This window comes from Bremerella sp. TYQ1 (assembly GCF_020150455.1).
Lineage (GTDB): Bacteria > Planctomycetota > Planctomycetia > Pirellulales > Pirellulaceae > Bremerella > Bremerella volcania_A.
Genome location: NZ_CP083740.1, coordinates 1798930 through 1822479, shown reverse-complemented (window position 1 = coordinate 1822479; position 23550 = coordinate 1798930). Strand labels below are relative to the sequence as shown.

At 54.2% G+C, this 23550-nt stretch carries 21 protein-coding genes; 14 read left to right on the top strand and 7 right to left on the bottom strand.

Going from position 1 to position 23550, the window contains the following annotated elements; all coding sequences use genetic code 11:
* The 5 genes from LA756_RS06810 to LA756_RS06790 all read left to right on the top strand — a co-directional run bounded on the left by LA756_RS06810 (nucleotide 1) and on the right by LA756_RS06790 (nucleotide 8004).
* Nucleotides 1-1722 carry a methyl-accepting chemotaxis protein gene (locus LA756_RS06810; RefSeq protein ID WP_224439121.1) on the top strand — a complete coding sequence of 574 codons (1722 nt, stop codon included), beginning with the start codon at nucleotides 1-3 and terminating at the stop codon, nucleotides 1720-1722.
* Between the two features lie 96 nt (nucleotides 1723-1818).
* Nucleotides 1819-2646: a protein-glutamate O-methyltransferase CheR gene (locus LA756_RS06805; RefSeq protein WP_224439120.1), complete on the top strand. Its 828-nt coding sequence runs from the start codon at nucleotides 1819-1821 to the stop codon at nucleotides 2644-2646.
* A gap of 58 nt (nucleotides 2647-2704) precedes the next feature.
* Nucleotides 2705-5716, top strand: a complete 3012-nt coding sequence (locus LA756_RS06800; RefSeq protein ID WP_224439119.1) for a chemotaxis protein CheA — start codon at nucleotides 2705-2707, stop codon at nucleotides 5714-5716.
* A gap of 12 nt (nucleotides 5717-5728) precedes the next feature.
* The gene (locus LA756_RS06795) at nucleotides 5729-6337 is read left to right on the top strand and encodes a chemotaxis protein (RefSeq protein ID WP_224439118.1); all 609 of its coding nucleotides are present in this window, start codon (nucleotides 5729-5731) and stop codon (nucleotides 6335-6337) included.
* Nucleotides 6338-6471: 134 nt separating this feature from the next.
* Nucleotides 6472-8004: an AarF/ABC1/UbiB kinase family protein gene (locus LA756_RS06790; RefSeq protein ID WP_224439117.1), complete on the top strand. Its 1533-nt coding sequence runs from the start codon at nucleotides 6472-6474 to the stop codon at nucleotides 8002-8004.
* Here the strand turns inward: LA756_RS06790 and LA756_RS06785 are convergent, their stop codons facing one another.
* The 3 genes from LA756_RS06785 to LA756_RS06775 form a co-directional block, all read right to left on the bottom strand.
* The gene (locus LA756_RS06785; protein ID WP_224439116.1) at nucleotides 8005-8316 is read right to left on the bottom strand and encodes a polyhydroxyalkanoic acid system family protein; all 312 of its coding nucleotides are present in this window, start codon (nucleotides 8314-8316) and stop codon (nucleotides 8005-8007) included.
* Nucleotides 8317-8416: 100 nt separating this feature from the next.
* Nucleotides 8417-8626 (bottom strand): hypothetical protein, encoded by a 210-nt coding sequence (locus LA756_RS06780; protein ID WP_224439115.1) that lies wholly within the window; start codon nucleotides 8624-8626, stop codon nucleotides 8417-8419.
* A 172-nt stretch (nucleotides 8627-8798) separates the two neighbouring features.
* Nucleotides 8799-9515, bottom strand: a complete 717-nt coding sequence (locus LA756_RS06775) for a (5-formylfuran-3-yl)methyl phosphate synthase (protein ID WP_224439114.1) — start codon at nucleotides 9513-9515, stop codon at nucleotides 8799-8801.
* Between the two features lie 297 nt (nucleotides 9516-9812).
* Between LA756_RS06775 and LA756_RS06770 the strand changes: the two genes are divergently transcribed.
* From LA756_RS06770 to LA756_RS06760, 3 genes are all read left to right on the top strand, one after another.
* Entirely contained in the window at nucleotides 9813-11450 is a 1638-nt protein-coding gene (locus LA756_RS06770) for a sodium:proton antiporter (protein WP_224439113.1), read from the top strand.
* Nucleotides 11451-11575: 125 nt separating this feature from the next.
* A complete protein-coding gene (locus tag LA756_RS06765; RefSeq protein ID WP_224439112.1) occupies nucleotides 11576-12778 on the top strand; it encodes an HRDC domain-containing protein in 1203 nt (400 codons plus the stop codon).
* A gap of 74 nt (nucleotides 12779-12852) precedes the next feature.
* On the top strand, nucleotides 12853-13827 hold the full coding sequence (locus tag LA756_RS06760) for an SMP-30/gluconolactonase/LRE family protein (protein WP_224439111.1): 975 nt from the start codon (nucleotides 12853-12855) through the stop codon (nucleotides 13825-13827).
* 6 nt (nucleotides 13828-13833) lie between these two features.
* Here LA756_RS06760 and LA756_RS06755 read toward each other — a convergent pair whose 3' ends face one another.
* Nucleotides 13834-16053, bottom strand: coding sequence for a DUF11 domain-containing protein (locus tag LA756_RS06755; protein WP_224439110.1), 2220 nt, complete (start codon nucleotides 16051-16053; stop codon nucleotides 13834-13836).
* A 166-nt stretch (nucleotides 16054-16219) separates the two neighbouring features.
* Between LA756_RS06755 and LA756_RS06750 the strand changes: the two genes are divergently transcribed.
* Nucleotides 16220-16546: a tetratricopeptide repeat protein gene (locus tag LA756_RS06750; protein WP_224439109.1), complete on the top strand. Its 327-nt coding sequence runs from the start codon at nucleotides 16220-16222 to the stop codon at nucleotides 16544-16546.
* Between the two features lie 127 nt (nucleotides 16547-16673).
* On the top strand, nucleotides 16674-18749 hold the full coding sequence (gene uvrB, locus LA756_RS06745) for an excinuclease ABC subunit UvrB (RefSeq protein WP_315858344.1): 2076 nt from the start codon (nucleotides 16674-16676) through the stop codon (nucleotides 18747-18749).
* Between the two features lie 37 nt (nucleotides 18750-18786).
* On the opposite strand, the gene LA756_RS06740 is transcribed toward uvrB, so the two are convergent.
* On the bottom strand, nucleotides 18787-19398 hold the full coding sequence (locus LA756_RS06740) for a nitroreductase family protein (RefSeq protein ID WP_224439108.1): 612 nt from the start codon (nucleotides 19396-19398) through the stop codon (nucleotides 18787-18789).
* A gap of 137 nt (nucleotides 19399-19535) precedes the next feature.
* Here LA756_RS06740 and LA756_RS06735 point away from each other — a divergent pair, with 137 nt between their 5' ends.
* Nucleotides 19536-19913, top strand: coding sequence for a hypothetical protein (locus LA756_RS06735; RefSeq protein WP_224439107.1), 378 nt, complete (start codon nucleotides 19536-19538; stop codon nucleotides 19911-19913).
* Between the two features lie 21 nt (nucleotides 19914-19934).
* Complete coding sequence (locus tag LA756_RS06730) at nucleotides 19935-20300, top strand: hypothetical protein (RefSeq protein ID WP_224439106.1); 366 nt, start codon at nucleotides 19935-19937, stop codon at nucleotides 20298-20300.
* Between the two features lie 29 nt (nucleotides 20301-20329).
* Here LA756_RS06730 and LA756_RS06725 read toward each other — a convergent pair whose 3' ends face one another.
* Together LA756_RS06725 and LA756_RS06720 are read right to left on the bottom strand one after the other, a co-directional pair.
* A complete protein-coding gene (locus tag LA756_RS06725; RefSeq protein ID WP_224439105.1) occupies nucleotides 20330-20743 on the bottom strand; it encodes a nucleotide pyrophosphohydrolase in 414 nt (137 codons plus the stop codon).
* Between the two features lie 118 nt (nucleotides 20744-20861).
* Entirely contained in the window at nucleotides 20862-21605 is a 744-nt protein-coding gene (locus tag LA756_RS06720; protein WP_224439104.1) for a hypothetical protein, read from the bottom strand.
* Nucleotides 21606-21808: 203 nt separating this feature from the next.
* Here LA756_RS06720 and LA756_RS06715 point away from each other — a divergent pair, with 203 nt between their 5' ends.
* Nucleotides 21809-22282 (top strand): MarR family winged helix-turn-helix transcriptional regulator, encoded by a 474-nt coding sequence (locus LA756_RS06715; protein WP_224439103.1) that lies wholly within the window; start codon nucleotides 21809-21811, stop codon nucleotides 22280-22282.
* Entirely contained in the window at nucleotides 22279-23535 is a 1257-nt protein-coding gene (locus tag LA756_RS06710; protein WP_224439102.1) for an efflux RND transporter periplasmic adaptor subunit, read from the top strand. Before LA756_RS06715 ends, LA756_RS06710 begins: the two co-directional genes overlap by 4 nt.
* Nucleotides 23536-23550 lie beyond the last annotated feature (15 nt).

The window sequence follows — 23550 nt, the reverse complement described above, 5'->3', positions numbered from 1 at the left end:
ATGACCGCAAATAAAACTGCTCAGAATAACGAAAACGTCCAAGATCTCCGAAGTGAACTGTCGATCGCCAAAGCGATGAGTGAAAACTCGCCCATCAACATCATGATGGCAGACAAAGATCTCAACATCACTTACGTCAATCCAGCCAGTGTCAATACACTTCGCACACTCGCCGCTTACCTTCCCTGCAAGCCGGAAGAAGTGATTGGCCAAAGCATCGACATCTTCCACAAAGACCCCGCCTATCAACGTCGCGTCCTGAGCAACCCTGAAAACCTTCCGGTACGAACGAACATTGAGATCGGCGATCAAACAGCCGACTTGCTGGTTTCCGCTACGTACGATGAAGCTGGTTCCTATCTGGGCCCAATGGTGACGTGGGAAGTCATTACTGAGAAGCGACGTTTGGAAGCTTCCGCTGCCGAAAAGACGGCGATCGTTGAAAACGCTCCGATCAATATCTTGCTGGCCGACTTGAACGGAACCATTACCTACATGAACCCTGCTTCGGAAAAGACGCTGCGAAGCATCGAGCATATTCTGCCGGTGCCTGTGGCCAAGATTGTCGGCGCTTCGTACGACATCTTCCATAAGAATCCAGCTCACCAACGACGTTTGCTGGGCGATCCGAGCAACCTGCCTATCGAAACTCAAATCGAGATCGAAGGTGAATACCTCGATCTTCAGGCCAGTGCCATTTTCGATAAAGATGGCAATTACACCGGGCCTATGGTGGCTTGGTCGCTGGTCACCGAGCAAGTCAAAGCTCAACAAGCTGAAGAAGCTCGTGCAGAACGTGATCGTGAAGAGCAAGTCGAACTGCGACGCAACGTCGATCAAATTCTGGCCGTCGTCCAGGCCGCTGCCGAAGGCGACTTGACTAAGCGAACCGGATTGGAATCTCAAGACGCGATCGGTCAGCTTGCTGGAGGTATCGATCGCATGATCGCCGATCTGCGTGACATCATCAGCCAGGTTGTCGACAGCGGCATGCAGTTCGCTGAAGGTGCTTCGGTGATCGCAGAAAACTCGCAGCATCTGGCTCAAGGGGCTCAAACCCAAAGTGCCTCGGTCGAAGAAATGAGTGCTTCGATTGAAGAATTGACCCGCAGCATTGACTCTGTGAAAGACAACGCCAGTGAAGCCAATCGTATGGCTGGCGACACCAGCACCATGGCTGAAGAAGGCGGTACGGCCGTTCAGAAGTCGATTGAAGCGATGGAGCTGATCAAGACTTCTTCGGAACAGATCAGTGAAATCATTCAAGTCATTTCCGAGATCGCCAGCCAAACGAACTTGCTCGCGTTGAACGCCGCAATCGAAGCGGCTCGGGCCGGTGAACATGGTCTTGGTTTTGCTGTCGTTGCTGACGAAGTCCGTAAGCTGGCCGAACGATCGAGCGAAGCTGCTAAGGAAATTTCTTCGCTGATTAAAGAGTCGACTCAACGCGTCCAAGATGGTTCCAAGCTCAGTGCTCAAACGGGTGCCGCTCTGGAGAAGATCATCAGCGGAGTCAGCTCGACGGCCGATAAGATCTCCGAAATTGCAACGGCAACCGTTGAACAGGCTCAAAACGCCAATGAAGTCGCTGGAGCAATTCAGCAGGTTTCCGGTGTCACCGAGCAATCGGCAGCAGCCTCGGAAGAAATGGCTTCGAGCAGCGAAGAACTGGGGGCCCAGGCCACCATGCTTCGCGAACTGGTCAGCCGGTTCCAAATCTGAGCGAACTAGGAATGCAGTTGCATCGTCTCGCGAGTTGTATGCGAGGCGATGCGACTTTCGTTTGGGCAGAAACGATTACTCAAAAAGGAATTTAGGATGACGGGGCTTCTTACCACGGCGCAAGTTACTGACGATCAAATGCGTCGTTATGCAAAGATGATTTATGACGTAGCTGGTATCGAGATTTCACCAGCGAAGAAGCAGTTGCTTTCCAATCGCATTCGTCGACGCCTGAAAGAAACTGGCATCGCTGATTTCGAGGCTTACTTTAACTTTCTCAAAAAGCTGCCGACAACCCATGCCGAATGGGATGGCTTTTTGCAGGAAGTAACCACGCACGAAACCTACCTGTTTCGGGACGAATCGAACTGGAACTGGCTTCGCAACACTTACTTGCCCGAGCTTCAAAAAGAGGCCCGCGGCACGCTTCGTGTTTGGTCGGCCGCCTGTAGTACCGGTGACGAGGCATACACGATCGCTACATGCATTGCGGATGGACTTCGCAATCCGGCTGCTTGGCGAGTTCAGATTCTCGGGACGGATATCGGTGTTGGAGCGGTTCAAGAAGCGAACGAAGCAAAATTCAATCAACGAGCCATGCGGCTTGTGCCCGATGATTTAAAGCGACGTTATTTCACGCAAGTGGGTGGAGCTTCCCTTTGGGAGCCGAACACGAAGCTTCGTGCGATGACGAAGTTCCGTCAGCACAATCTTTTGGATCGTTTAAAGGAAGCACCCTTCAATCTGGTGTTTCTGAAAAACGTCTTGATCTACTTCAACACCGACTCCAAAAAGCGAGTGATGAAGAACGTCGAGCAAGCGATGAAGCCTGGTAGCTACCTCGTTGCAGGGGCGGCAGAAGGTATCAGTGAGCTGATGGATGGCTTCGATCGCCTTCATCCGTGGCTTTATCGTCGCAAGTAAGCACGCGTAACAACTTCGTAAGATGCAGTGAATTGATTGGCAAACTCGGGGCACAGTCATGACAGATGACACGGCACTTCGCGACGATTGTTCGGACGATCTCCTGGCAGATTTTCTCGACGAATCTACCCAGCTGATTGAACGAATCAACGAGCGTTTGATGGACCTGGAAAGTTGGGTTCAAGACGAAGCGACCGCAAATGTCGCTGTAGACGAAACATTGCTGAACGACATGTTTCGTTCCGCTCACAGCATCAAGGGCTTGTCCGCGATGCTGGGCCTCCCGCGAATCAACGGGCTGACACATAACATTGAAAATGTCTTTGATGCAGCTCGCCGCGGCCAGTTGCATATTGATCATCACGTCGTCCATGTTGTCTACGCTTCTGTAGACCGCTTGAGCGAGCTGATCGATTGTTTGCGTGAAACGCAGTCGGAAGATCTGGACTGCGAACAACAGCTTCAGGCCATCACGCAGGTACTTGAAACCGGCGGAGCACTCAAGCAGCAAGGCGAACAAGGCGACGTCGACGGTGCCTTCGACGATCTCGCGGCAATCGCTGAGAGCACACCAGATCCAACCTCGGTACGGGATATGAACGACATGGAAACTCAGCAAGATATCGCTACCGAAGAGATCGCGAAGCAACCAGTGGACTGCACTGAAATGTTCGCGGAAGTTTATGACGAGGCGGAAGTTCCGACGAAGTATCTTGCGATCTTTCTCGATGAAACCGAGATGTCGCTCGACGAAATGGTCGATGTACTTCTCGACTCCGACAGCTCGCAAAAACAAGAAGCCGTTCGCACATTGATGTGCACGGCCCATCGTATTAAGGGTTCGGCCGCATCGATTGGACTTAATCGCCCTGCCAAGCTGGCTCATATCATGGAAGATATTTTGCAGCGACAACGAGACGCCGGCAAAGTCCTCGATCCGTTTCTCACCGATGCCGTTCTCAGTGGAGCCGATACGCTTCGCGCATACCTGAAAGGATTACGTTCCGGAGAGGTCGTGGAAGTCGACTTTGCCGCATGTGCCAGCGAGCTGATGACCGCCGAGATGGAATGTCAAAGCCTGGAAGAGAATGCGTCGGAAGCGGTCGAGGAGACCAAGACCGAATCGGTTCCGCTTGCGATCGATGAACAGGAACTGCAGCGTCTTGCGGCGGATCACTGGAAAGATGAGAAGACTCGCCTGGTCGTTGCCCATATTCGCTTGACCGCGAACGTTCCTTTAGTGGGCTTGAAAGCTCAACTGCTGTGCGAAAAGATCGCCCGGCAAGGCACCGTCCTGCTGACGTTGCCAGAACGCGGTCGGTTAGAGTCGATGACCGAAATCTCCGGAATGGTCATCGGTATGATCACGCAAATCGAAGATCATCAAATCCGAAGTTTACTAAACGTCTCAGGCGTCGAGGAAGTTCAGCTCAAGGAACTGTCGCGTGTTGATATCGAGCTGGAGCCGGAATTGCCACAAGTTGCCCCTCAGCAGGCGCTGCCTGTCGAAGAGACCGTGGCGAAAGCAGAAAAGCTGGTAGAAGGACTTGTTCAGCAAGAGACAGTACCGGCTGTTGTCGCGGCGTCTCCTGCCCCGGTCGCTTCTGTCCCGGCCAATAAACCAGTTGCCGCCGCGGCACCTAATGGCAAACCAGCGGAAACATCTCATGCGAAACCTGCTGAAACGCTGCGGGTCGATATCGAACGTCTCGATCAATTGATGAATCTCGCAGGTCAGTTGGTAATCAGCAAGGCTCGCTTCAATCAGCTAGGCGAAAACTTGCGTGACGCGGTTCCGCATAAGCAGTGTCAACAATGGATGGACTCGACCGATTTGCTTTGCCAAAAGCTGCTAAGCGATGCCGGCGAAGGTAGCAAAAAGGATTTCAAAGAGCTTAGCAGTGTTCATGCTCAAGTTCGCAAGATTCAACAAAACCTTGCCGCGATCGGTAAAGAAATGCGACGCATGGATGCCATCCGCACCGGAATGACCAGTTTCTTTGATGCAGTTCATCAGTTGGATCGCGTCACGGACGGCATTCAAAAGACGATCATGGATACGCGAATGGTTCCGATCGGTCCACTTTTCGGTCGTTTCCGCCGAGTGGTTCGTGATATTTCCCGAACCAATGGCAAAGAGATCGCACTGGAAATTAACGGCGAGAAAACTGAACTCGACAAGCGAATGATCGACGAGCTTGGCGATCCGCTCATTCATATGGTCCGTAACTCGGCCGATCACGGCATTGAGTCGCCAGAAGATCGTGTCACGGCTGGGAAGCCGAAATGCGGTTCGATCACGCTCAATGCATTCCATCGCGGAAACAGCATTGTTATTCAAGTTAATGACGACGGCCGCGGACTTAGCCGAGAGAAGATCTCTAAAAAGGCAGTCGAAAAAGGGCTTGTTACCGCGATCGATGCAGAACGTATGACCGATCAGCAGATTTATCAATTGATCTGGGAGCCTGGCTTTAGCACGGCAGAAGCGATCACGGAAATCTCTGGCCGCGGCATGGGTATGGATATCGTGCGAGCCAAGATCGAAGCCATCAACGGTGTTGTCGAAGTGGACAGCAAGCATGGCGAAGGGACCGTCTTCACGATCAAGCTTCCTCTCACGATGGCCATCTTGCCAAGCTTGATGGCACGGATCGACGGAGATCTGTTCTCGATTCCGGTCGAATCGATCGTCGAGATTGTTTGCTTCCGCCGCGACGAACTACGGACAGTTCATGGCAAGCAGACCGCAATGGTTCGAGGTCGACCGGTCTCTGTCGTGGAACTGCGGGACACGTTCGATTGGAGCGAGAACCACGATGCCGCGAATTCGCCTGGCGATGTGACGATGATCATCATTCGTAACGACAGTCGTGAAGTTGGCCTAGTTGTCGACGGGATTCTCGGCGAAGAAGACGTTGTCGTGAAATCGCTCGCAGAAAATTACCATAATGTCGAGGGAATCGCCGGCGCTTGCGTGCTTGGAAATGGCCGTGTTGCGTTGATCCTCGATCCTGCCGCCGTGATCGACTTGGCAGTTCGCAGCCAGGCCGAACTCGCAACTCATTAAGGACCGCCCCCTATGGAAATCACCAGCAACGAACATTCGATTCAATTGAATTTGCTGCAAAACGTATTTCAAGCGGCAACCGATGAAGCTTCGCAAGCGATGAGCGTATGGACCGGGGGAAAGGTTTCGCTTTCGCTCGATTGCGTTCGCGAAATCCCTTTGGAAATGGTTTCGCAGGAATTCGATCTCGGCATGGAACTTCTCACGATGGTCGTGTTAACCATCGAAGGAGACGCCGGCGGGACGATGATCTTGACGTTTGACGAAGAAAACGGTCGAGGGCTTGCCGCATCGCTATTCAAACAAGAAGTTTCGACCGACCCGGAATGGTCCGATCTCGAAAAATCGGCTCTGAACGAAACGGGCAATATTCTGGGGTGTGCTTATTTCAACGCCATTGCCCGATTGGTGAACTGCGAATTTGTGCCCTCGCCACCTATCTTCCTGCAAGACTACGGCGTTTGCGTATTGCAGCAAGCCTTGATGGATCAGATCCAGGACGCGGGTGATGTATTGATTTGCCAAACAACTTTCCTGCAAGGTAGTGAGGAGTTGAACTGGCAGATTCTGTTCATTCCAGATCCAGCCATGCGTGAAACATTGCGGTCAGTTCCCAAGTAGGTCGTTTTTTCCCTACAACCGGAAACGTCACGCCAGGAGTTGGGGCGGACAAGACTGATCGTCGATAAAGATTAGCGGAGTGAGATCAATGGATCGCTCCGCTTTTTCTTTAGGCGAACAGGTAACACGAAGCCATGCCGACTCAATCGATTCGACGGACTTGGGACTACGCTCAGCTTGCAAAAGAAACCGTCAAGCTGCGTTTTTCGCGAGAAGGAAAAGCAAAGCATGCCGCTCAATGTTTGGTGGCACAGCGCCTCGGCAAACTGCGAGGGTTGCCTCAGAAGATGGGGCAGATGATTGCGTTTCGTAGCAGCGACACCGACAGCAATGCGTTTGATTCGCTCTACGAATCTTCGGAGCCACTTCCTTGGTCGACGATGCGATCGGTCTTGGAAGCAGCCTGGGAGACCGACCCCGAATCGTTGTTTCAGCAGATTAATCCCGCCGGCAAAGCAGCTTCCCTGGGACAAGTGCATCATGCGACGCTCTCAACAGGTCACGAAGTTGCCATCAAGATCCAATATCCAGGCATTCGTCAGGCAGTGTTGGCAGATCTCCATTCGCTAGGTTGGTTGGCAAAACCATTTGGTAATCTATCCCAAGGCTTCGATCTCGACGGATACCGAACGACGATTTTGCAAGGGCTCGAGGAGGAACTCGATTACAAACTGGAAGCAAAAGCGCAGAAAGCATTTGCCGTAGGGCCAGGCCAAAACCCGTGGGTGATCGTTCCTCACGTTGACGAAGAATTAAGCTGCGAGAACGTTCTCGTTTCGCAGTGGATCGACGGAGAGACATGGCAGCAAGTCACAGCAACGTGGCCAAGTGATCAGCGTCGGGAATTGGGACGCCGGTTGTTGGTTTGGTTCTTGGAAAGCGTCTTTTGCTTTGGTCAGTTGCACGCCGATTTGCATCCAGGTAACGTCCGATTTCAGCGGACGGAAGATGGACCTAAGATCGTACTCTACGACTTTGGTTCGGTCTATCGAATGGATGACTCTGAACGCTTGGCTCTCTTGCGATTAATCCGCGCAACACGCCAGCAGGATGAATCGCCTCTACCGCTGCTCACGATGTTAGGATTTGAGCCTGATTTGTTGCAGCCTATGTCTGCAAGGCTGCCGGCGCTTTGTCGCGTGTTGCTCGAGCCGTTCTGCGTTGATCATCCATACGACACACGGCGCTGGTCACTTAGCGAACGCTTAAACGACGTGCTGGGCGAGGACCGAATGAATTTCCGGATTGCAGGGCCGCCTCGTTTAATCTATGTTCTGCGAGCTTTTCAGGGCATCGTCAACTATTTGAAGGGCCTAGATACGAAGGTCTTGTGGGGCCAAGCAATCGAGCGGTATTTGCAAGAGTATCAAAAGGAATTGAATGCACTCGTCCTTCCAAAAATCGCAGGCGAAGATTTCGCCACGATTGCTCAGCGATTGAAGGTTCAAGTCTCACGCAACGGCCGATTGAAAGCCAATGTCACATTGGCTGCCTCAGCGATTGATCGCTTGGAGCAATTCCTGGATGAAGAAACGCTGAGCCGAATCCAGGAGGAAAAAATTGACTTACAGCAGATCACAGCCGATGTTCGTCGACGCGGTTACGCGCCGGGGAGCGTCTTCGAGTTGAGCGATCCGCGGCGCGAAGTCAAAGTGTGGCTTGAGTAATTACGATCCGCTAAGGCACTTCTCGAGCTCTTCCTTAATCGAGCTTTCGATCCGCCCCTTAAACAGCATTGCTGCAAACGGAAGATCGCCATGCACGACGACAGAGCTGGGCTGAACGTCCATTTCGCCTTTGATGACCAGTCCGGCGGTCTTGAATGAGAATTGCATCACGTCGTCGTCGGTCCAAGTCTGTTGCATATCTTTGACTTGGCCTTCGAAGCGACCGCGAAGGTGTTCCAGCAAGCTTTTAACGCGGCTGGCGGCTTCTTCTTGGCCGAGCGGATGAGGCACTTCAACTCTGAATCCAGGCATGATGTTTCTCTTCGTGAAAGAAATTCGAGTGCATGTTAACTAGGCCAATCTTCGCCGATTGGCTTTGAAATGCAACCCAAGGCCTGGAACAGTTTGCACGCTACTCTTCGGCGCGAACGGTGTCGTCGTAAGAGCGACGATCTTCAGGGTGCCATAAAGGAAGGCCGGTCGCTAAACGGCGTGCTAAGATGTCCAGTTTTTCGTCCGATCCAGGCAGGGCTCCGGTAGGGTCAAATCGATTGGAATCAACTTTCTCCGGTTCGTAATCCCAAATACCTAAGCGAATCGCATCGAGTACGGAACTTGGCACGGTCGTTATCTCCTTCGAAGCAAGCGAGGCGTGAAAGGCGTTCCTGGCTGTCTGCTACTGACCTACCGGCCAATGCAAACGATTCGCCAGTATCGAAGCCCAATTTGCAAAAGTCAAGCAACTTGTCGCACGTTTTCCAGGATCTGCTCCCACGAAGTGCGTTGGCAAAATTCTATCCTGGCGAGACAACGCGTCGCTGCTTGCAAGTTGAAACACGTTTCCAACGATCGTGAAAATCATTCAGCGCTTCCGCACTAATTTCACCTCGGCGATCGTGATGACAGACGGCGCCCCTTACCGCTACGATGTCGGGGCAAATCTCCCCCACTGCCGATAAGTGGCTTGTTCGAAGCGAACCTGCGAGCGCGAAATGAAGGCCAGCCAAATTGAGTTGGTTGCGCCATTCTTTTAATTGCGTTATGGACAGATGGTCGAACAGATGCCCTGCCGACTTGTCGAAGGTATCGATCAAAAATGTTTGGCAGTTCAAGCGACACGCCGCGTGCAGAACTTCGTTGAAGCTTGGTGAGCAAGCCAAGTGGCGGTCGGCATAGTAAACGGCCACGCGGCCGACATTGTCAGGAAGCTGTTGGAAAAACTGGTTTAAACGTTCCGGCCAATCGGCCAACGATCCGCAATTGGCCAGCCCTATCTTTACGCTGTCGGTATGGTGAGGAATATCACACAACGCGTCTAACTCGACGAGTTCTCCCAGGGCAATGCTGACGGGTACTTGCCGATGCCAACGTTCGACCGTTTCTTTCCAGTCTTCCGGAGAAGCCGCTCCAAGAGACCCCTTAGTTGGTTCTTTCAGATCGAGCCGATCGACGCCGTATGGCATGACAAGATCGGCCTCTTGGCGATTTCTTACGCTTACCAACCACTGCATAGGTCGTAATTCTTTTTCCGGTTTAGAACGAAGCTGAAAAGCTGTTTTTAAGGGGCGGATTTCAGAGGCTGCGTCTGGCCCGGATGAGTGGCAAAACCGCGACAATCCACACCGGGTTCCCGCGACGCGGCCACCTTGGCATGAAAACTACACTCTGATAGCCTAAACCGCTTCAGCATAACCTAACGTTTGGCACACGTACCATTCCCAGCTTTTCAAGGTTTTGGGGCAACTAAACCTTGACGCGAAGCGGGAAGTCTAGGACCCACCTTAACAGGGCATACAGGGTGACCAAACATGGGCCAAGCTGGAATCACATCCACGGAAGTTAACGGGATTATCGGAGGACACCAAACGGTGGACGATCATCACTCAGGCGGATCAGGTTCGGACAAACCATTACTGATCGGCATCGTTGTGATTCTAGTGGCTTACGCTGTGGCATCGGTCGCCGGATGGACCGTTTCCCCCAAGGCGGCAGCTGATAGCAATGCGGTTGCCGAAGCCCATGTTGAACCAGCCCATGCCGACGAGCATCACGAAGGCCACGACGAAGCACATGCTGAAGCTGGCCATGGTGGCGGCCACGGCAGTCACCCGCTGCCCCATGTTTGGGCGGTTGCTCCCTTTGTGTTTCTGCTCGGAGCGATTGCGGTCCTTCCGCTGCTCAAATTTACGGAGCATTGGTGGGAAAGTAATACCAACCGCTTCATCGTTGCGGCCGGTCTCGCGTTTGTGACGCTGCTTTACTATTTGACCATTTACGATGCCGCTGGCGTCGAGGCAGCCTGGCACCGGATCGATCACGCAATTCTGGGCGAGTATATCCCGTTCATCGTGCTTTTGTTTTCGCTATATGTGATCTCCGGTGGAATTCGCATCTCAGGCGACTTGAAAGCACGTCCGACCACAAATGCCGCGTTTATGTTGGTGGGTGGTTTGCTGGCGAGTTTCATCGGGACGACCGGCGCAGCGATGCTGCTGATTCGTCCCCTGTTAGAAACCAACAAAGAACGACGTTACCGTCAGCACACGGTGGTCTTCTTTATCTTTGTGGTCTGTAACTGCGGTGGCTGTTTGCTGCCGATTGGTGATCCGCCGTTGTTCCTCGGTTACCTGCAGGGGGTTAACTTCCTGTGGACGATGACCGCCCTGTGGAAACCATGGTTATTGACTAATACGCTGCTGTTGATCCTCTACGTGGTGATGGACAAGTTCTATTACTACCCAAAAGAAGATCCAGAAAACGTCCTCCGCGACGAAGTCCGTACGACGCCTCTGACCATTCGTGGGCTTTGGCCGAACGCTTTGCTGCTTTTGGGCGTGATCTTCTCGGTCGCTTTGCTCGACCCGACGAAACCATTGCCGGGGATCGGCTGGTATCCGTTTGTTTACCTCCGTGAAATTGTCCAATTGGCTCTCGTCGGTATGAGCCTCTGGTTGGGAAGCAAGCAAATCCGGGAAGACAACCGCTTCAATTACCACGCGATTGTGGAAGTTGCCGCGCTGTTTGTCGGGATCTTTATCTGCATGCAACCAGCTCTTGAGATTTTGAACGAGCAAGGACCTAGCCTGGGCATCGATTCGCCAATGAAGTTCTACTGGATCACTGGGGGACTCTCGTCGGTGTTGGATAACGCCCCAACGTATTTGGTCTTCTTCAAGACGGCATTCCCGCAGATGGATGCTGCCGCTGTGAACGCAGCCATCGATAGTTCGACGAGTGCTCAGTATGTGAACCTGGTCGCGATCAGTTTAGGGGCCGTGTTCATGGGGGCGATGACCTATATCGGCAACGGGCCGAACTTTATGGTTCGTGCGATTGCGGAAGAAGGTGGCGTCAAGATGCCTAGCTTCTTCGGTTACGTGCTGTTCTTCAGCATCCCGATTTTGCTGCCGATCTTGGGGATCGTGTCCCTCGTCTTCCTGCTGTAGGTGATAATCCTCGGTAGTTTTCGCCGCATCGGGCAACTTCACCCTTTGCGGCTGAGGAAAGTTTGCCCCATACTAATTGGCGGTAACTGCGGGGATCGGACCGCGTATTCTTGAACTTTCCACGGATGAGAAGCGATACCACGGTGGAGTACACCTACGTCCGTCACGACCGTGACCTGCAAGCTCTTTGTCAGCAATTGGCTGCCGACGAGTACATTTTCTTCGATACCGAATTCATTTCGGAGGACGTGTATCTCCCGGAACTCTGCCTGATTCAGGTCGCCAGCAAGTCAGGGCTTGCCGTGATCGATCCCAAGGGCATGGTCGATCTCAGCCCCTTTTGGGACTTGATCACCAGCGACAACGTCACGGTGGTCGCTCATGCTGCCCGCGAAGAGTTTCTCTTTTGCTTCCGTGCGACAGGAAAGTGGCCGACGCGTTTGTTCGACACGCAAGTCGCTGCCGGGCTGATTGGGATGGAATTCCCTATCTCGCTTGGCAACTTGGTCATTCGGCTGCTTGGCGAACGATTGCCCAAGGGAGAGACACGCACCAATTGGCGGAGCCGTCCCCTCTCGAAGCAGCAGATCGAGTACGCTCTGAACGATGTGATCTATCTCGACCAGATCTATCAGCAACTCAACGACGAGATGAAAAGCCTCGGCCGACTGGACTGGATGGAAGCTGAGATGTCTCGCTTCCAAACGGCATGGCAAGAGTACTCGACTCGACCTGGCTGGCGAAGTGTTTCGGGGATCGGCAACTTGAATCGTCGTTCGTTGGCGATCGTACGAGAAATTTGGACGTGGCGAGATCATCACGCCAAAGCCCAGAATGTTCCCCCTCGAAGAGTCCTGCGAGACGACTTAATGGTCGAGCTTTCCAAGCGAAAGTCTGCCAAAGTTTCGCAAATCAAAGCACTTCGGGGGATGAATCGTCGCGACTTGGACCCATACATCGACGATCTAGCCGACTGCGTGCGACGAGCCCTCGATTTGCCCGATGGAGAGTGCCCGACGAATCACCGGGGCACAGCGAATTCTCAGTACACGGTCCTGGGGCAATTCCTTAGTTCGGCACTGGGGAGTATCTGTCGCGAGGCGAAGATTGCCCCCAGTTTGGCGTGTACGATGCAGGATGTGCGCGATTTGGTGGCCTATCATTTAGACGGAGCCGGAGAACGTCCTTCTCTGGCCAAAGGGTGGCGTGCCGAGGTCATTGGGCGGACGATTGAAGACCTCTTAGATGGTTCTCTGGTCGTCAAAATTGGTGACCCACGGGCCGACGAGCCTCTGGCATTTCAGAAGTACACGGATCAAGCTGAATAGATACTGCCACTGGAAAGTTGGAGTGTAAGCGACAAGGATCGTCTGGCTGATTTCTCCGCAACCTGACGAAGACCATGTTGTATCACCACTCATTGTTGTCCCCTGCCCTTTGTTCGCTGGTCGTTGGCCTACTGCTTAGTGGTTTTGTAAACGCCCAGGACGACGTGCCAACGGCGTCGTCATCTCTGCGGCTTTTCGCGACCGGCTTTGCCGGGCATTCGGCGATGTGCTGCGATGGCGAGGGGACTGTGCTTGCGACGAACTATCGGCATTTAGGTTCGGTCGGCCGAGTCGATACGCTGCAAGGGGCTTCGATTGTTTTTGATGCGCCTGCGATGATGGCGGATGATGAACTCCTTTTCCCTTTGGTAGGAATCTCCCTCGATAGCGATCAGCGTATTCTGGCCCTCGACTCCGATCATGGCCGCATCTTGCGTTTCAGTCCGAAGTCGGATTCGGTCAACGTCTTGGCTGATCGTTTTCAGGGACGGCGATTTGATTCGTTGTTTGCCATCAAAGTCGGACCCAATGGCAACATCTATTTCACAGAACCGGAACGAGCCTCCGGTGAGTCTGGTACCGGGTCGGTTTACCGATTCGATGTCGCCACAAATCGTCCGACGGTGTTGGAAGAGAACCTCGACCAGCCTACCGGTATTTGCCTGAGCTCCAACGGTAAGAAGCTGTTTGTCGCGGAATCAGGTAAGTCACGTGTGCCGGTCTATTCGTTGACCGACGAAGGGCAAGAAGGGAAGGTGGCGACTTACTTTCTGACGCAGATGCTGGATATTGACGACCCAAAAGAAATTGGCCGTCTTGGGCATATGGTTCTCGATCGCCGGGCATGGCTTTACATTGCCCTATGGGATCGAGGAGAAATTGCCATCATCGATACCAACACGGGGAAGCTGTTGGAAGTTCTACCCAGCGGCAGCGATCGTGTCTTTGGTCTGGCACTTTGGCAAGATGCATTGCTGATGTCGGTGCCAGGCAAGGAAGCGATCTTTCGATACGATCTTCGCCCCCTCATTGGTCGACATGCCCCATAAAACCGCTTACTGATAGCGGCTGAATGGAGTTGGGCTCAGCGGGGCTGGGGTGTTGTTCGCCGGAGCCTGATTCGCTGGCTGCTGAAATTGACGAGGTGGCATCTGCGGTGAAGCGGTCTGAATTGCGGCACCGTAGAAGTGCGTCGATTCTTCAATGGCCAGGCGCGTCGTCGGGTCTTCGCAGCGAACTTCGGCACGGAAGGTATGGTTGCCTTCGCTGCGTCCGCGAGCCTTCACTTTGACGGTGATTTCCTGGCCAGCGTTGACGGCTGGAATCGCGTTCAGTTGAACGACGTCCCCTTGGATGGCACCCTTGCCCCCTTCAACCGAGATCGGTTCGATCCCGCTGCCGAAGCTAACGGTCACTTGAACGCCCCGGGCCTCTTTCGTGCCGCGGTTGTTCAGCGTGAATTCATATTCGACTTCCTGACCGACTGGGATTGGGCCTGTCGGATCGTTGACCAGCAGCTTCAAGTCGGCGACCGACTCGACGCGGGTGATCATTTCATGACGGCTCGAGAGCCCCTGGTCAGCAGCGGCATCGACTTGCAGGATATTGTTGCCTTCGACCATCAGTGTGCTGACAACTTGCAGTGGCTGTTGAGTACCAGCCTCCAACTTTGGCAGGTTCCAGGTAACTCTTCCGGTCGATTCGTTCACCTTACCGCCATGCGAAGCGGAGACGAACTTCGATCCTGTTGGAAGTTGAGCTTCGACTTTGATACCGCTTGCGGGAGCGTTACCAGCGTTGGCGACCATCAGCGAGTAGTTTGCCGTCGTCGCAGCATACTTGATCGCAGGGCCTTGGGCGGTGACGGCCAGTTCAGCACGACGAACGAGAACGTCATGAGCTGCGGCAGCTCGCAAGCCGTTGTCGGCAGAAGTTTCGGCTCGCAGTGCCAATGTACCGGCTTGCTTAGCGGTCAGTTCCAGTTCAATCACTTTCTGATCGCCAGGAGCGATCGTTCCGATCGAGTCGATTACCGTGGGGTTTTGGCCCTTCTTGATCGGCATGATCGTGATCGAAACGTTTTCAGCAGGTCCGGTACCGGTATTCTTCGCAATCACTTTGAAGATCTGCGAATCGCCAAACAGGATGTCCTGCGGCCCATCGATGGCCATGTCCAGCTTCGGTTCGAGTACCGAGATAGGTGTTTTGGCCGTCAGCGGTGCGTAGGCGACTTCCATGACTAGTTCAAACGGACGCGTTTGCGTCGCGACGAGGCTTAAGTCGAGCGATCCTTCGCTTTGTGCCGGAAGGACGGGGATTTCCCATTGGATGGCCATCATGCCACTTGGGGTCGTGACCTGACGCGGAGTTCCAAGCGAGCCGCGGAGATCTTGAAGCTGAACTCCTTGGGGCATCAAAACATGAATGGTGACTTGGCGAGCACTCGTTTCGCCACTGTTGCGAGCATGCACCCGGTAAGTCGCCGGCTTGCCGATCACGAGCGACTTGGGGCCGGTTGTGTCGACAGAAACCAAGGGACTGCTCACTGCGAACAGGCTGCCCGACGGAGTCGAGACGGCAGTTGGGGTTGGCTCTGGTGTCTCGATAGTGGTCAACGTTTGACGTGGGATGCTAGTCGCTTGCGGTTCAACCGTGGCCGTTGGTTCAGGCTTGGTTTGTGGTGCTTCCTGTGGGGCTGAACCGATCGAAGCAGCACCATTTGCGGCGGGGGCTTCGGTGCTGGGTTGGTAGCGGTAAGGATTCGCTTTGGCAGGAGCGGCTGGCTTGGCTTCCGGCGGTGCTTCCTGCTTCGGAGCGGCCATCGGAGCAGGTGCTTCCAGTTCAGGTTCTGGCTTTTCTTCACTACCGACCGATACGGGGTTGTCGCGGAAACGGCTTAACGCTTCATCCAGCGAAGAAGGCAAGCCTGCCGGAGCAGCTGCCGAAGGCGTCGGTTCCAATGCTGGTTCTTCTGCGGCGGGACGTGTCGTGCGACGTCGGCTCGAAGGCCGAGTTGCTTCTTCGCCTGAGGTGAGTCGCGTACCACTGTTGGACCAGGAAGATGGCTGGGCATTCATCCGGGCCGGCATCGGTTGCAAGGGTACGGAGCTTTCCGGTACCGCAAAACGGCTCGGTGTCGACGCGGAATGTCCTGCTGAGGAAGGATTCTCGGCCGAGACTTCCTGCTGTGGCATGAGACCTGAAATGACAACGTGGCCAAGGGCAGCGAGTACGATTAGTCCCGCGGTTCCCAGTAGTGCGCTACGATGCATCATTGAATTTCCTGTCGCCCGTCAAAACAATATTTGGATTCCTATCTCGGTATCGGTCATTCCTAGATTAGTGGTTTAAAGAATTGTTCGGATTTCGGAGAATGTACGGATTGGGTACCCTATAGGGAATGTTTCAATTGATGATAACCCCTTAGAGAGCAACGACTTCGTGACGAATTCTCGTAAAGAACAGATTCTCAGCTTGCTGGAAAGCGACCCTAACGACACGTTTCTGCGGTATGGCTTGGCCATGGAGCTGCGGAAGGAAGGGAGCCACGCCGAAGCGCGAGCGGAGTTCGAGAAGCTCATGCGCGGTACTCCCCCCTACGTAGCGGCATGGTTCATGTGTGGGCAGATGCTGGCCGAGATGGGTGAAATCGAGGATTCTCGCACGGTTCTTCGCGAAGGAATCGAAATTGCCCGCGAGCAAGGAGATGCCCATGCCGCCGGCGAAATGGGAGAATTGCTGGCATCGCTAGGAAGTTTGGGCGAGTAACGTCCTGCAAGCAGTGCAGGAACCGCTAAAATAAATCGATTCAGCTTGTGGCGATTCAGCCGGCAAGCTGACAATGCCAGCCGCCTAGGGCCCTGTGGGGTCACCGAACAGAGATGAGGGAATCGGAGTGGAATTCCAGCTAGCGTCCGCGTTCAAGCCTGCCGGAGATCAGCCAGCCGCTATCGATGCGCTGACCGAAGGTATTCAGTCCGGCAAAAAAAGTCAGTGCTTGCTCGGCGTCACGGGCTCTGGGAAGACGTTCACCATGGCGAACGTGATCCAGAACTTGCAGCGCCCCACGCTGGTCATTTCGCACAACAAAACGCTTGCCGCCCAGCTTTACTCTGAGTTCAAAGACTTCTTTCCCAATAACGCCGTCCACTACTTCGTCAGCTATTACGACTATTACCAGCCAGAGGCTTACATTCCGCAGCGAGACATCTACATCGAAAAGGATGCCTCGATCAATGATGAAATCGACCGTCTGCGGCTTGCCTCGACAAGTGCTTTGGTCAGCCGCCGCGATGTGATCATCGTGGCGAGTGTATCCAGCATTTACGGCTTAGGTTCTCCGGACGATTACAAGAAGATGATGGTCAGCATCCGCCAGGGGCAGATTGTCGATCGTGACGAGATCCTCTCGAAGCTGGTCGACATCTTGTACGAGCGGAACGACATTGCCTTCGAACGGTCCAAGTTTCGTGTCCGCGGCGATTGTCTGGAAATCTGGCCTTCCTATGAGGAGTTTGCCTACCGGATTGAGCTGTGGGGAGACGAAGTCGAACAGTTGGCAATCATCAATCCGACGACCGGAGAGATTATCAGCCAGCAAGAGCAACTGTTCATTTATCCGGCCAAGCACTTTGTAATGCCGGAAGAGCGGATCGAGCGGGCCGTGAAGAACATCCGCGCCGAGCTCAATGGCCGACTTGAAGAGCTCAAGCAAGCCGGCAAACTGCTCGAAGCGCAGCGGTTGAATGCCCGGACTCGATTCGACTTAGAAATGATGCAGGAAGTCGGTTTTTGCCCGGGGATCGAAAACTACAGCCAACCTCTTTCTGGCCGACCGCGTGGAGCACCACCCAGCACGCTGTATGACTTCTTTCCGGATGACTTCCTGTTGTTCGTGGACGAATCGCATGTGACCGTTTCGCAGATCTCGGCCATGTATCACGGTGATCGAAGCCGCAAGATGAACCTGGTCGAGCATGGTTTTCGATTGCCGAGTGCGCTCGATAATCGCCCGCTGAAGTTCGAGGAATGGGAGAACATCCTCAATCAAACGGTCTTCGTTTCAGCGACTCCGTCCAACTACGAATTAGAGAAAACGGCCGGCGAAGTGGTCGAGCAAATTATTCGACCGACTGGGCTGTTAGATCCTGTCGTTGAAGTTTGTCCTGCTCGTGGACAGGTTCCGCACTTGCTGGAAGAAATCCGGGCTCGTGTGGCTGCGGGTGATCGTACGTTGGTCACGACGTTGACAAAACGCTTGGCGGAAGATCTTTCGCATTACTTCTCCGAGCAGGGTATCGCTTGCAAATGGCTACATAGCGAGCTTGATGCCTTCGAGCGGGTAGAACTGCTGCGTGATCTGCGAGAAGGCAAATTCGACTGCCTGGTCGGTGTGAACTTGCTTCGTGAAGGTCTCGACCTTCCGGAAGTTTCGTTGGTCGCCATTCTGGATGCGGACAAAGAAGGCTTTTTGCGTAGCGAAACGTCCCTCATTCAAACGATTGGGCGATCGGCACGTAACGTGAATGCCAAAGTGATTATGTATGCCGACAAGATGACGCCGGCCATGCAAAGTGCCATCGACGAGACCGCGCGACGTCGTGAGATTCAACAGGCGTACAACAAGAAGCACAACATCACGCCAGAGACGATCAAGAAGAACATTCGTCGCGGTATCGAATCGGAAGCGGACGCACACCGCAAGGCGAACGAAGCGGTCGGACGCAACGACGACTCCGAGATCATTACGCAGGAATACATCAACGAGCTGCAGACCGAAATGCTCGAGGCTGCAGAAAACCTCGAGTTCGAGCGAGCCGCCGCTATCCGCGATCGGATTTCCAAGATGGAAGATTCGATCGGCAAGAAGAAGAGCGAAGTCGACTCCAAGGAAGGTGGCTCGAGTCGCAAGCGAGGCCGACGCACCCGAGGCGGCGGAAAAATCCCTCGACCGAAAAAGGGTGCGTCTTAGTTTCAAGACATGCACCCTTGAATTCCCTGGGATGTTACTATTTCGTCGGGAATTTGTCTTTCACGACCACATCTTCCAGCGACAGTTGCCCTGGTTTGCCCCAAGCTTGCTGAGTTGCTTTGCCAACAACGATCATCATGCCCAGCACGTGATCGTCCGGCAGGTTGATGATTTCAGCAACTTTGTTGGGATCGTAGCCGACCAGGGCTCCGGTGTCGTACCCCATGCTCTTGGCGGCCAGCATGATGGTTTGAGCGGCGATCCCCATCGAGCGCATCGCTTCGTCCCGCTGCAGTATTGGTTGATTGTCGTACAAGCCGACGAGCATTCCGACTAGCTTCGAGCCTACTTCCGGAGGAGAGTTTCGCCAGTAGCGTTCCGGCTCTTTCTTATAGGCATGCATGTCCGCGGTGAGAACGATCAGCAGCGATGCGTCAGACACTTGAGCCTGATTGTAAGCTGCCCCTTTCAACTGTTCGCGGGTCTCTTTGTCCTGCACGAGGACGAAGCGCCAATGTTGGATATTGAAAGAGGTGGGCGACTGAATGGCCGCTTCCATCAGCTTGGTGATTTCCTCGTCGGTCAGTTCATGATCGGGGTGATAGTGCTTGATCGAACGACGACCATAAATTGCGTCGAAGGTATCCATGCCAAACTTTCCGGTAATTCTAGTCGCTAAATAAGTGGTTGCATTTGCTTTCATTTTGGCAGCAGTTGCTTTATTCGACTACCCGGGCCTGAAATCGTGGATGGGAGAAATGGATGTGATCTGCTAGAACCGTTCGCATGGAAACATCACCAGATCACAACCCCTTCGAGTCCCCTACCACCGCTGCCGATCCTAGCGTCCCGGTGGAAACTGTCTTGCAGCGAGTCAAGTTGGCCTGGGAGTTGCCGGCAATCGGTGGAGCCCTTTACGCGGTGATGTTTCTTGTCGAGCTCTTGCTGTTTTCAACGTCGCTCAACATGCTGCTTTTCGTTGGAGTACTCGGTTCGCTGCTCGGCGGCATTCTTTTTACACTGTATGGCATACTTTGCATTCAGTCGTACCCAGCGGTGGTCCGGCATGTGTTGGCAGGGATTACCGCGAACCTGTTGTTGATCGTTATCGGCTGCGCGGGCGTTGCCCTGTTGGCTGGCGAATTCATTCCCGACCAAGACTAATTGCCCCTGGGAAAAGGCTTCATGTCCAGCGATGCCCCGGAAAATCCGTTTCAATCTCCTGCGGATTCAGAAGGCAGCGACCCGAAGTTTGCTTCGACTATTCGATTTGCGAAGCTGGGCTGGAAGATATCGATTTGCGGCGTGGGACTCGTACTGTGTGTGGCGCTTGCACTCGTACTGGGTCTACCGATGTGGATCTTTTTCGCTTGCGTCGCAGGCGTTGTCGCATGTTCTGTCGGCGGACTGTTCGTGACGGTTATCTCGACGTTTCTTATCACACGATGCCCAGCCATCGTTCAGCATGTCCAAGTCGGCATTATTATCAACATGCTGATCTGGGGAGCCTTCTATCTGGCGGCCATGTTCGGTCTTGGATCGGCGATCTAGTTGGTACCGAAAAGACAGGCAGGCTTTGGCTACTGCTTAGGCTGGTCTTCTTTGCCGTATCTTCCACGAAACTCATCCGCAGGATACTTGGCCACATTCTTCTTCATCTTTTCACGCATCAGTGTGGCAACGTCGAAGCCCATTTCGTTGCACAATGCCATCGCGTAGCAAATAACGTCGGCAATTTCTTCGCCGATCGCGGCTCGCTTGTCCGCTTCCATTTCAGCCCGCGATGCTTCGACGGTCAGCCACTGGAAGTGCTCCATCAACTCGGCCGCTTCCACTGCGAGGGCCATGCTGATGTTTTTGGGGGCATGAAATTGTTGCCAATCTCGTTGGGCAACAAAGTGGGAAACCATGTCGCGAAGCTGGGCGACTGGGGTGGCGGCGTCGTCAGAGACGGCGTCGATACGCTCGCGAAGCGAGTCTGGCTGGTCGGTCACTGGCGAAATCCTTGGCAAACCATCGTTTCGGCCAAAGAAAACGCACCTTAGCCGCGAATGCCATGATTCAGCAATTCGCGATTCGTTTCAACCGGGCAACATTTTGCCGTGATTGCTGTTACCGCTGAGCCGACTCTTCGCCCTGAGTTTTCGGCAAACCAAGCAGGCGGCAAGCGAAGATCGGTGACAAGTCGCCACCCGTTTCCGCCAGTTCCGGCTGGCTGATCTCTGGCTGATCTATTGCAGGATCCTCTTGAACCGGCGATTCGATCTCTTCATCGAAGACGCGTGCAAAGACGGCCGCCGAAGGCTTTTCTGTTTCCGCGGCTGCCGGACTTGGCGTTTCGACAGGCGCTGTTTGCGAGAATCGCGATCCATTGGAAGCGGTCGCGGGGGCAGCGTCTGGCTGAGGGGCACTCGAGTAGCGCGATTTCCGTGGCTTTGGAGCGGCAACGATTTCTTCGTGGCTGACCGGACGGTTGGTCATTTCTGGGCCGATGACGACGCTTGGGTTCGACCAGTCGACTGGATCGGCAAGCGGCTTGGTGACCGATGGCGTTGGCTTGGCAGCGGCCGCCACATTGGATTCAGCAGACGCAACCGATTTCGGCGGCTGTGCTGCTGGGGTGGTCCCTTCTTCCTCGATCGGGGGCAACCGACGAAGTTCTCCATCGTTTGATTGCGATTGAGTTTCAATCATCGCTGGCGTGGGTGGGTTGTTGGTCGACCAACGCGAACCAGACGTATCTTGCCCCCACGCCGCTTGAATTCCGCCGATGGCAACGCAACCGGCCGCCAAATGCGTGAGAATTTGCTGAACGCTATTCTTGGAAGTGCTTCGGTGGAATTGTTCGAGCGCCATGGTCGCCCCTCGCTTCATAGGCATCACGTCATCAAAGCGCGCGGCATAGCAATACCGCGTCGTTCCCTTCATCGTCCGTTCTGCCTCAAGGAGTTTAACGATTGTAGGAATCGTGCGAAGTGATAGCTGATTTCGCTTGACTGGGGGAACCCCTTGCCACCATAATTGCTTAGGGAGCCTAACTAAATACTGCCACAAAGCTTATGACGTACGACTTCAATGCCAGCACCGGTTACTGGATCACGCTGGCATCCCACCATTACGAGCAACGTATCGACGCTGAGCTGCGCCCGTTCGGGATCACCTTCCGACAGTTCCAAGTCATCGGCTGGCTGAAGTATGAAGGCCCCCTCACGCAAAGCGACCTGGCTCGGCGGATGACCATCGAGCCGCCCACGTTGGCTGGCATTATGGCTCGCATGGAAACGATGAACTGGATCGTGCGTGCGAATTGCGATCAGGATCGCCGCAAAAAGTATCTCGACGTAGGTCCCGATGCCGAGCCGGTTTGGGAACAGATTACCGCCGTGCTGAAAAAGGTGCGCGAGAAAGCAACCGCCGGCATGGCACCTGAGGAAGTCGAGAAACTGCACGAACTGCTGGAACGCGTGCTAATTAATCTCGATGGCCAACCCCACTCATCCCGCAACGATAACTCTCCCACGATTTCGTCATGAAAACCAATCGAAGTATTACGGCCCTACTCGGCAGCGTTTGCTGCGTTGCCCTGCTCTCTCCTGCGTTCGCCCAAGCTCCTGTGAAAACGGTTCCCGTGCAGCAGCGAGATATCGCTTCCTACAAAACGTTCGTCGGAACGGTTCGTCCCACGCGGCATGCCATTTTGGGGAGTGCCGTCGATGGACGCGTGATCGAGTTCAACTTTGAAGAAGGGGATCGCGTAGAAGATGGCGATGCCATCGCTCAACTGCTGACCAACACCATCGGTCTGCAACGCGATGCGGCCGCTGCCGAGCTGTCGGTTCGCGAAGCGGAGTTGGCCGAGCTGAAAAACGGAACTCGGATCGAAGAAGTCGAACAGATGAAAGCCCGCATGCTTGCCGCGGAGGCTCGTCAGCGATACCTCGATCTTCGCCGAGAACGTGCCGTCGAGTTGTACGAGAAACGGGGAGTTACCTCCAAGGAAGTGCATGACGAAGCTGTCTCCGCCGCGGATGCTGCCGCTCAGGAATTCATGGACGCCAAGAAGGCGTACGAGCTTTCCGTTGCGGGGCCTCGTCCGGAGCAGATCGCTCAAGCGGAAGCTCGCGTTGCCATGCAAAAAGCGATCGTGCAAGAACTGGAAGATCGCATCAATAAATACACCATTCGCACGCGATTCACCGGTTACATCGTTAAGAAGTCGACGGAAGTCGGGGCCTGGGCCAACAGTGGCGGTGCGGTTGCCGAAGTCGCTCAGCTGGACCAAGTCGACGTGGTCGCAAACGTTCCGGAACAAGACATTCCGTACGTTCAAATTGGACGCGAAGTGGAAGTCGAAGTGTTCGCCTATCCTGGTCGCAAGTTTCCCGGCAAAGTTCTTTCGGTCATCCCTCAAGCCGACATTCGGGCCCGAACTTTTCCGGTGAAAGTTCGAGTCGCCAACGAATTCGATCAGGATCAACCGGTGTTAAAAGGAGGCATGATGGGCAACGTCATGCTGCAAACCAGTAAAACGAAAACTGCCCTGCTGGTACCAAAAGACTCGGTCGTTTTGAACGGTGCTTCGAAAGTTGTTTACGTGGTTTCCCCTTCGGAAAATGGTCAGATCGCACGCCCTGTTCCTGTCACTTTGGGTGTATCCGATGGAAGTGATATCGAAGTGACCGGTGAGTTGAAGCCTGGCATGCAAGTGGTCACCCACGGCAACGAACGCCTGCGGCCTGGTCAGCCGGTCACCATTTTGCCGTCGGCTCAAACCGCCGGTCGGTAGCTCCCCTTCCCTCCC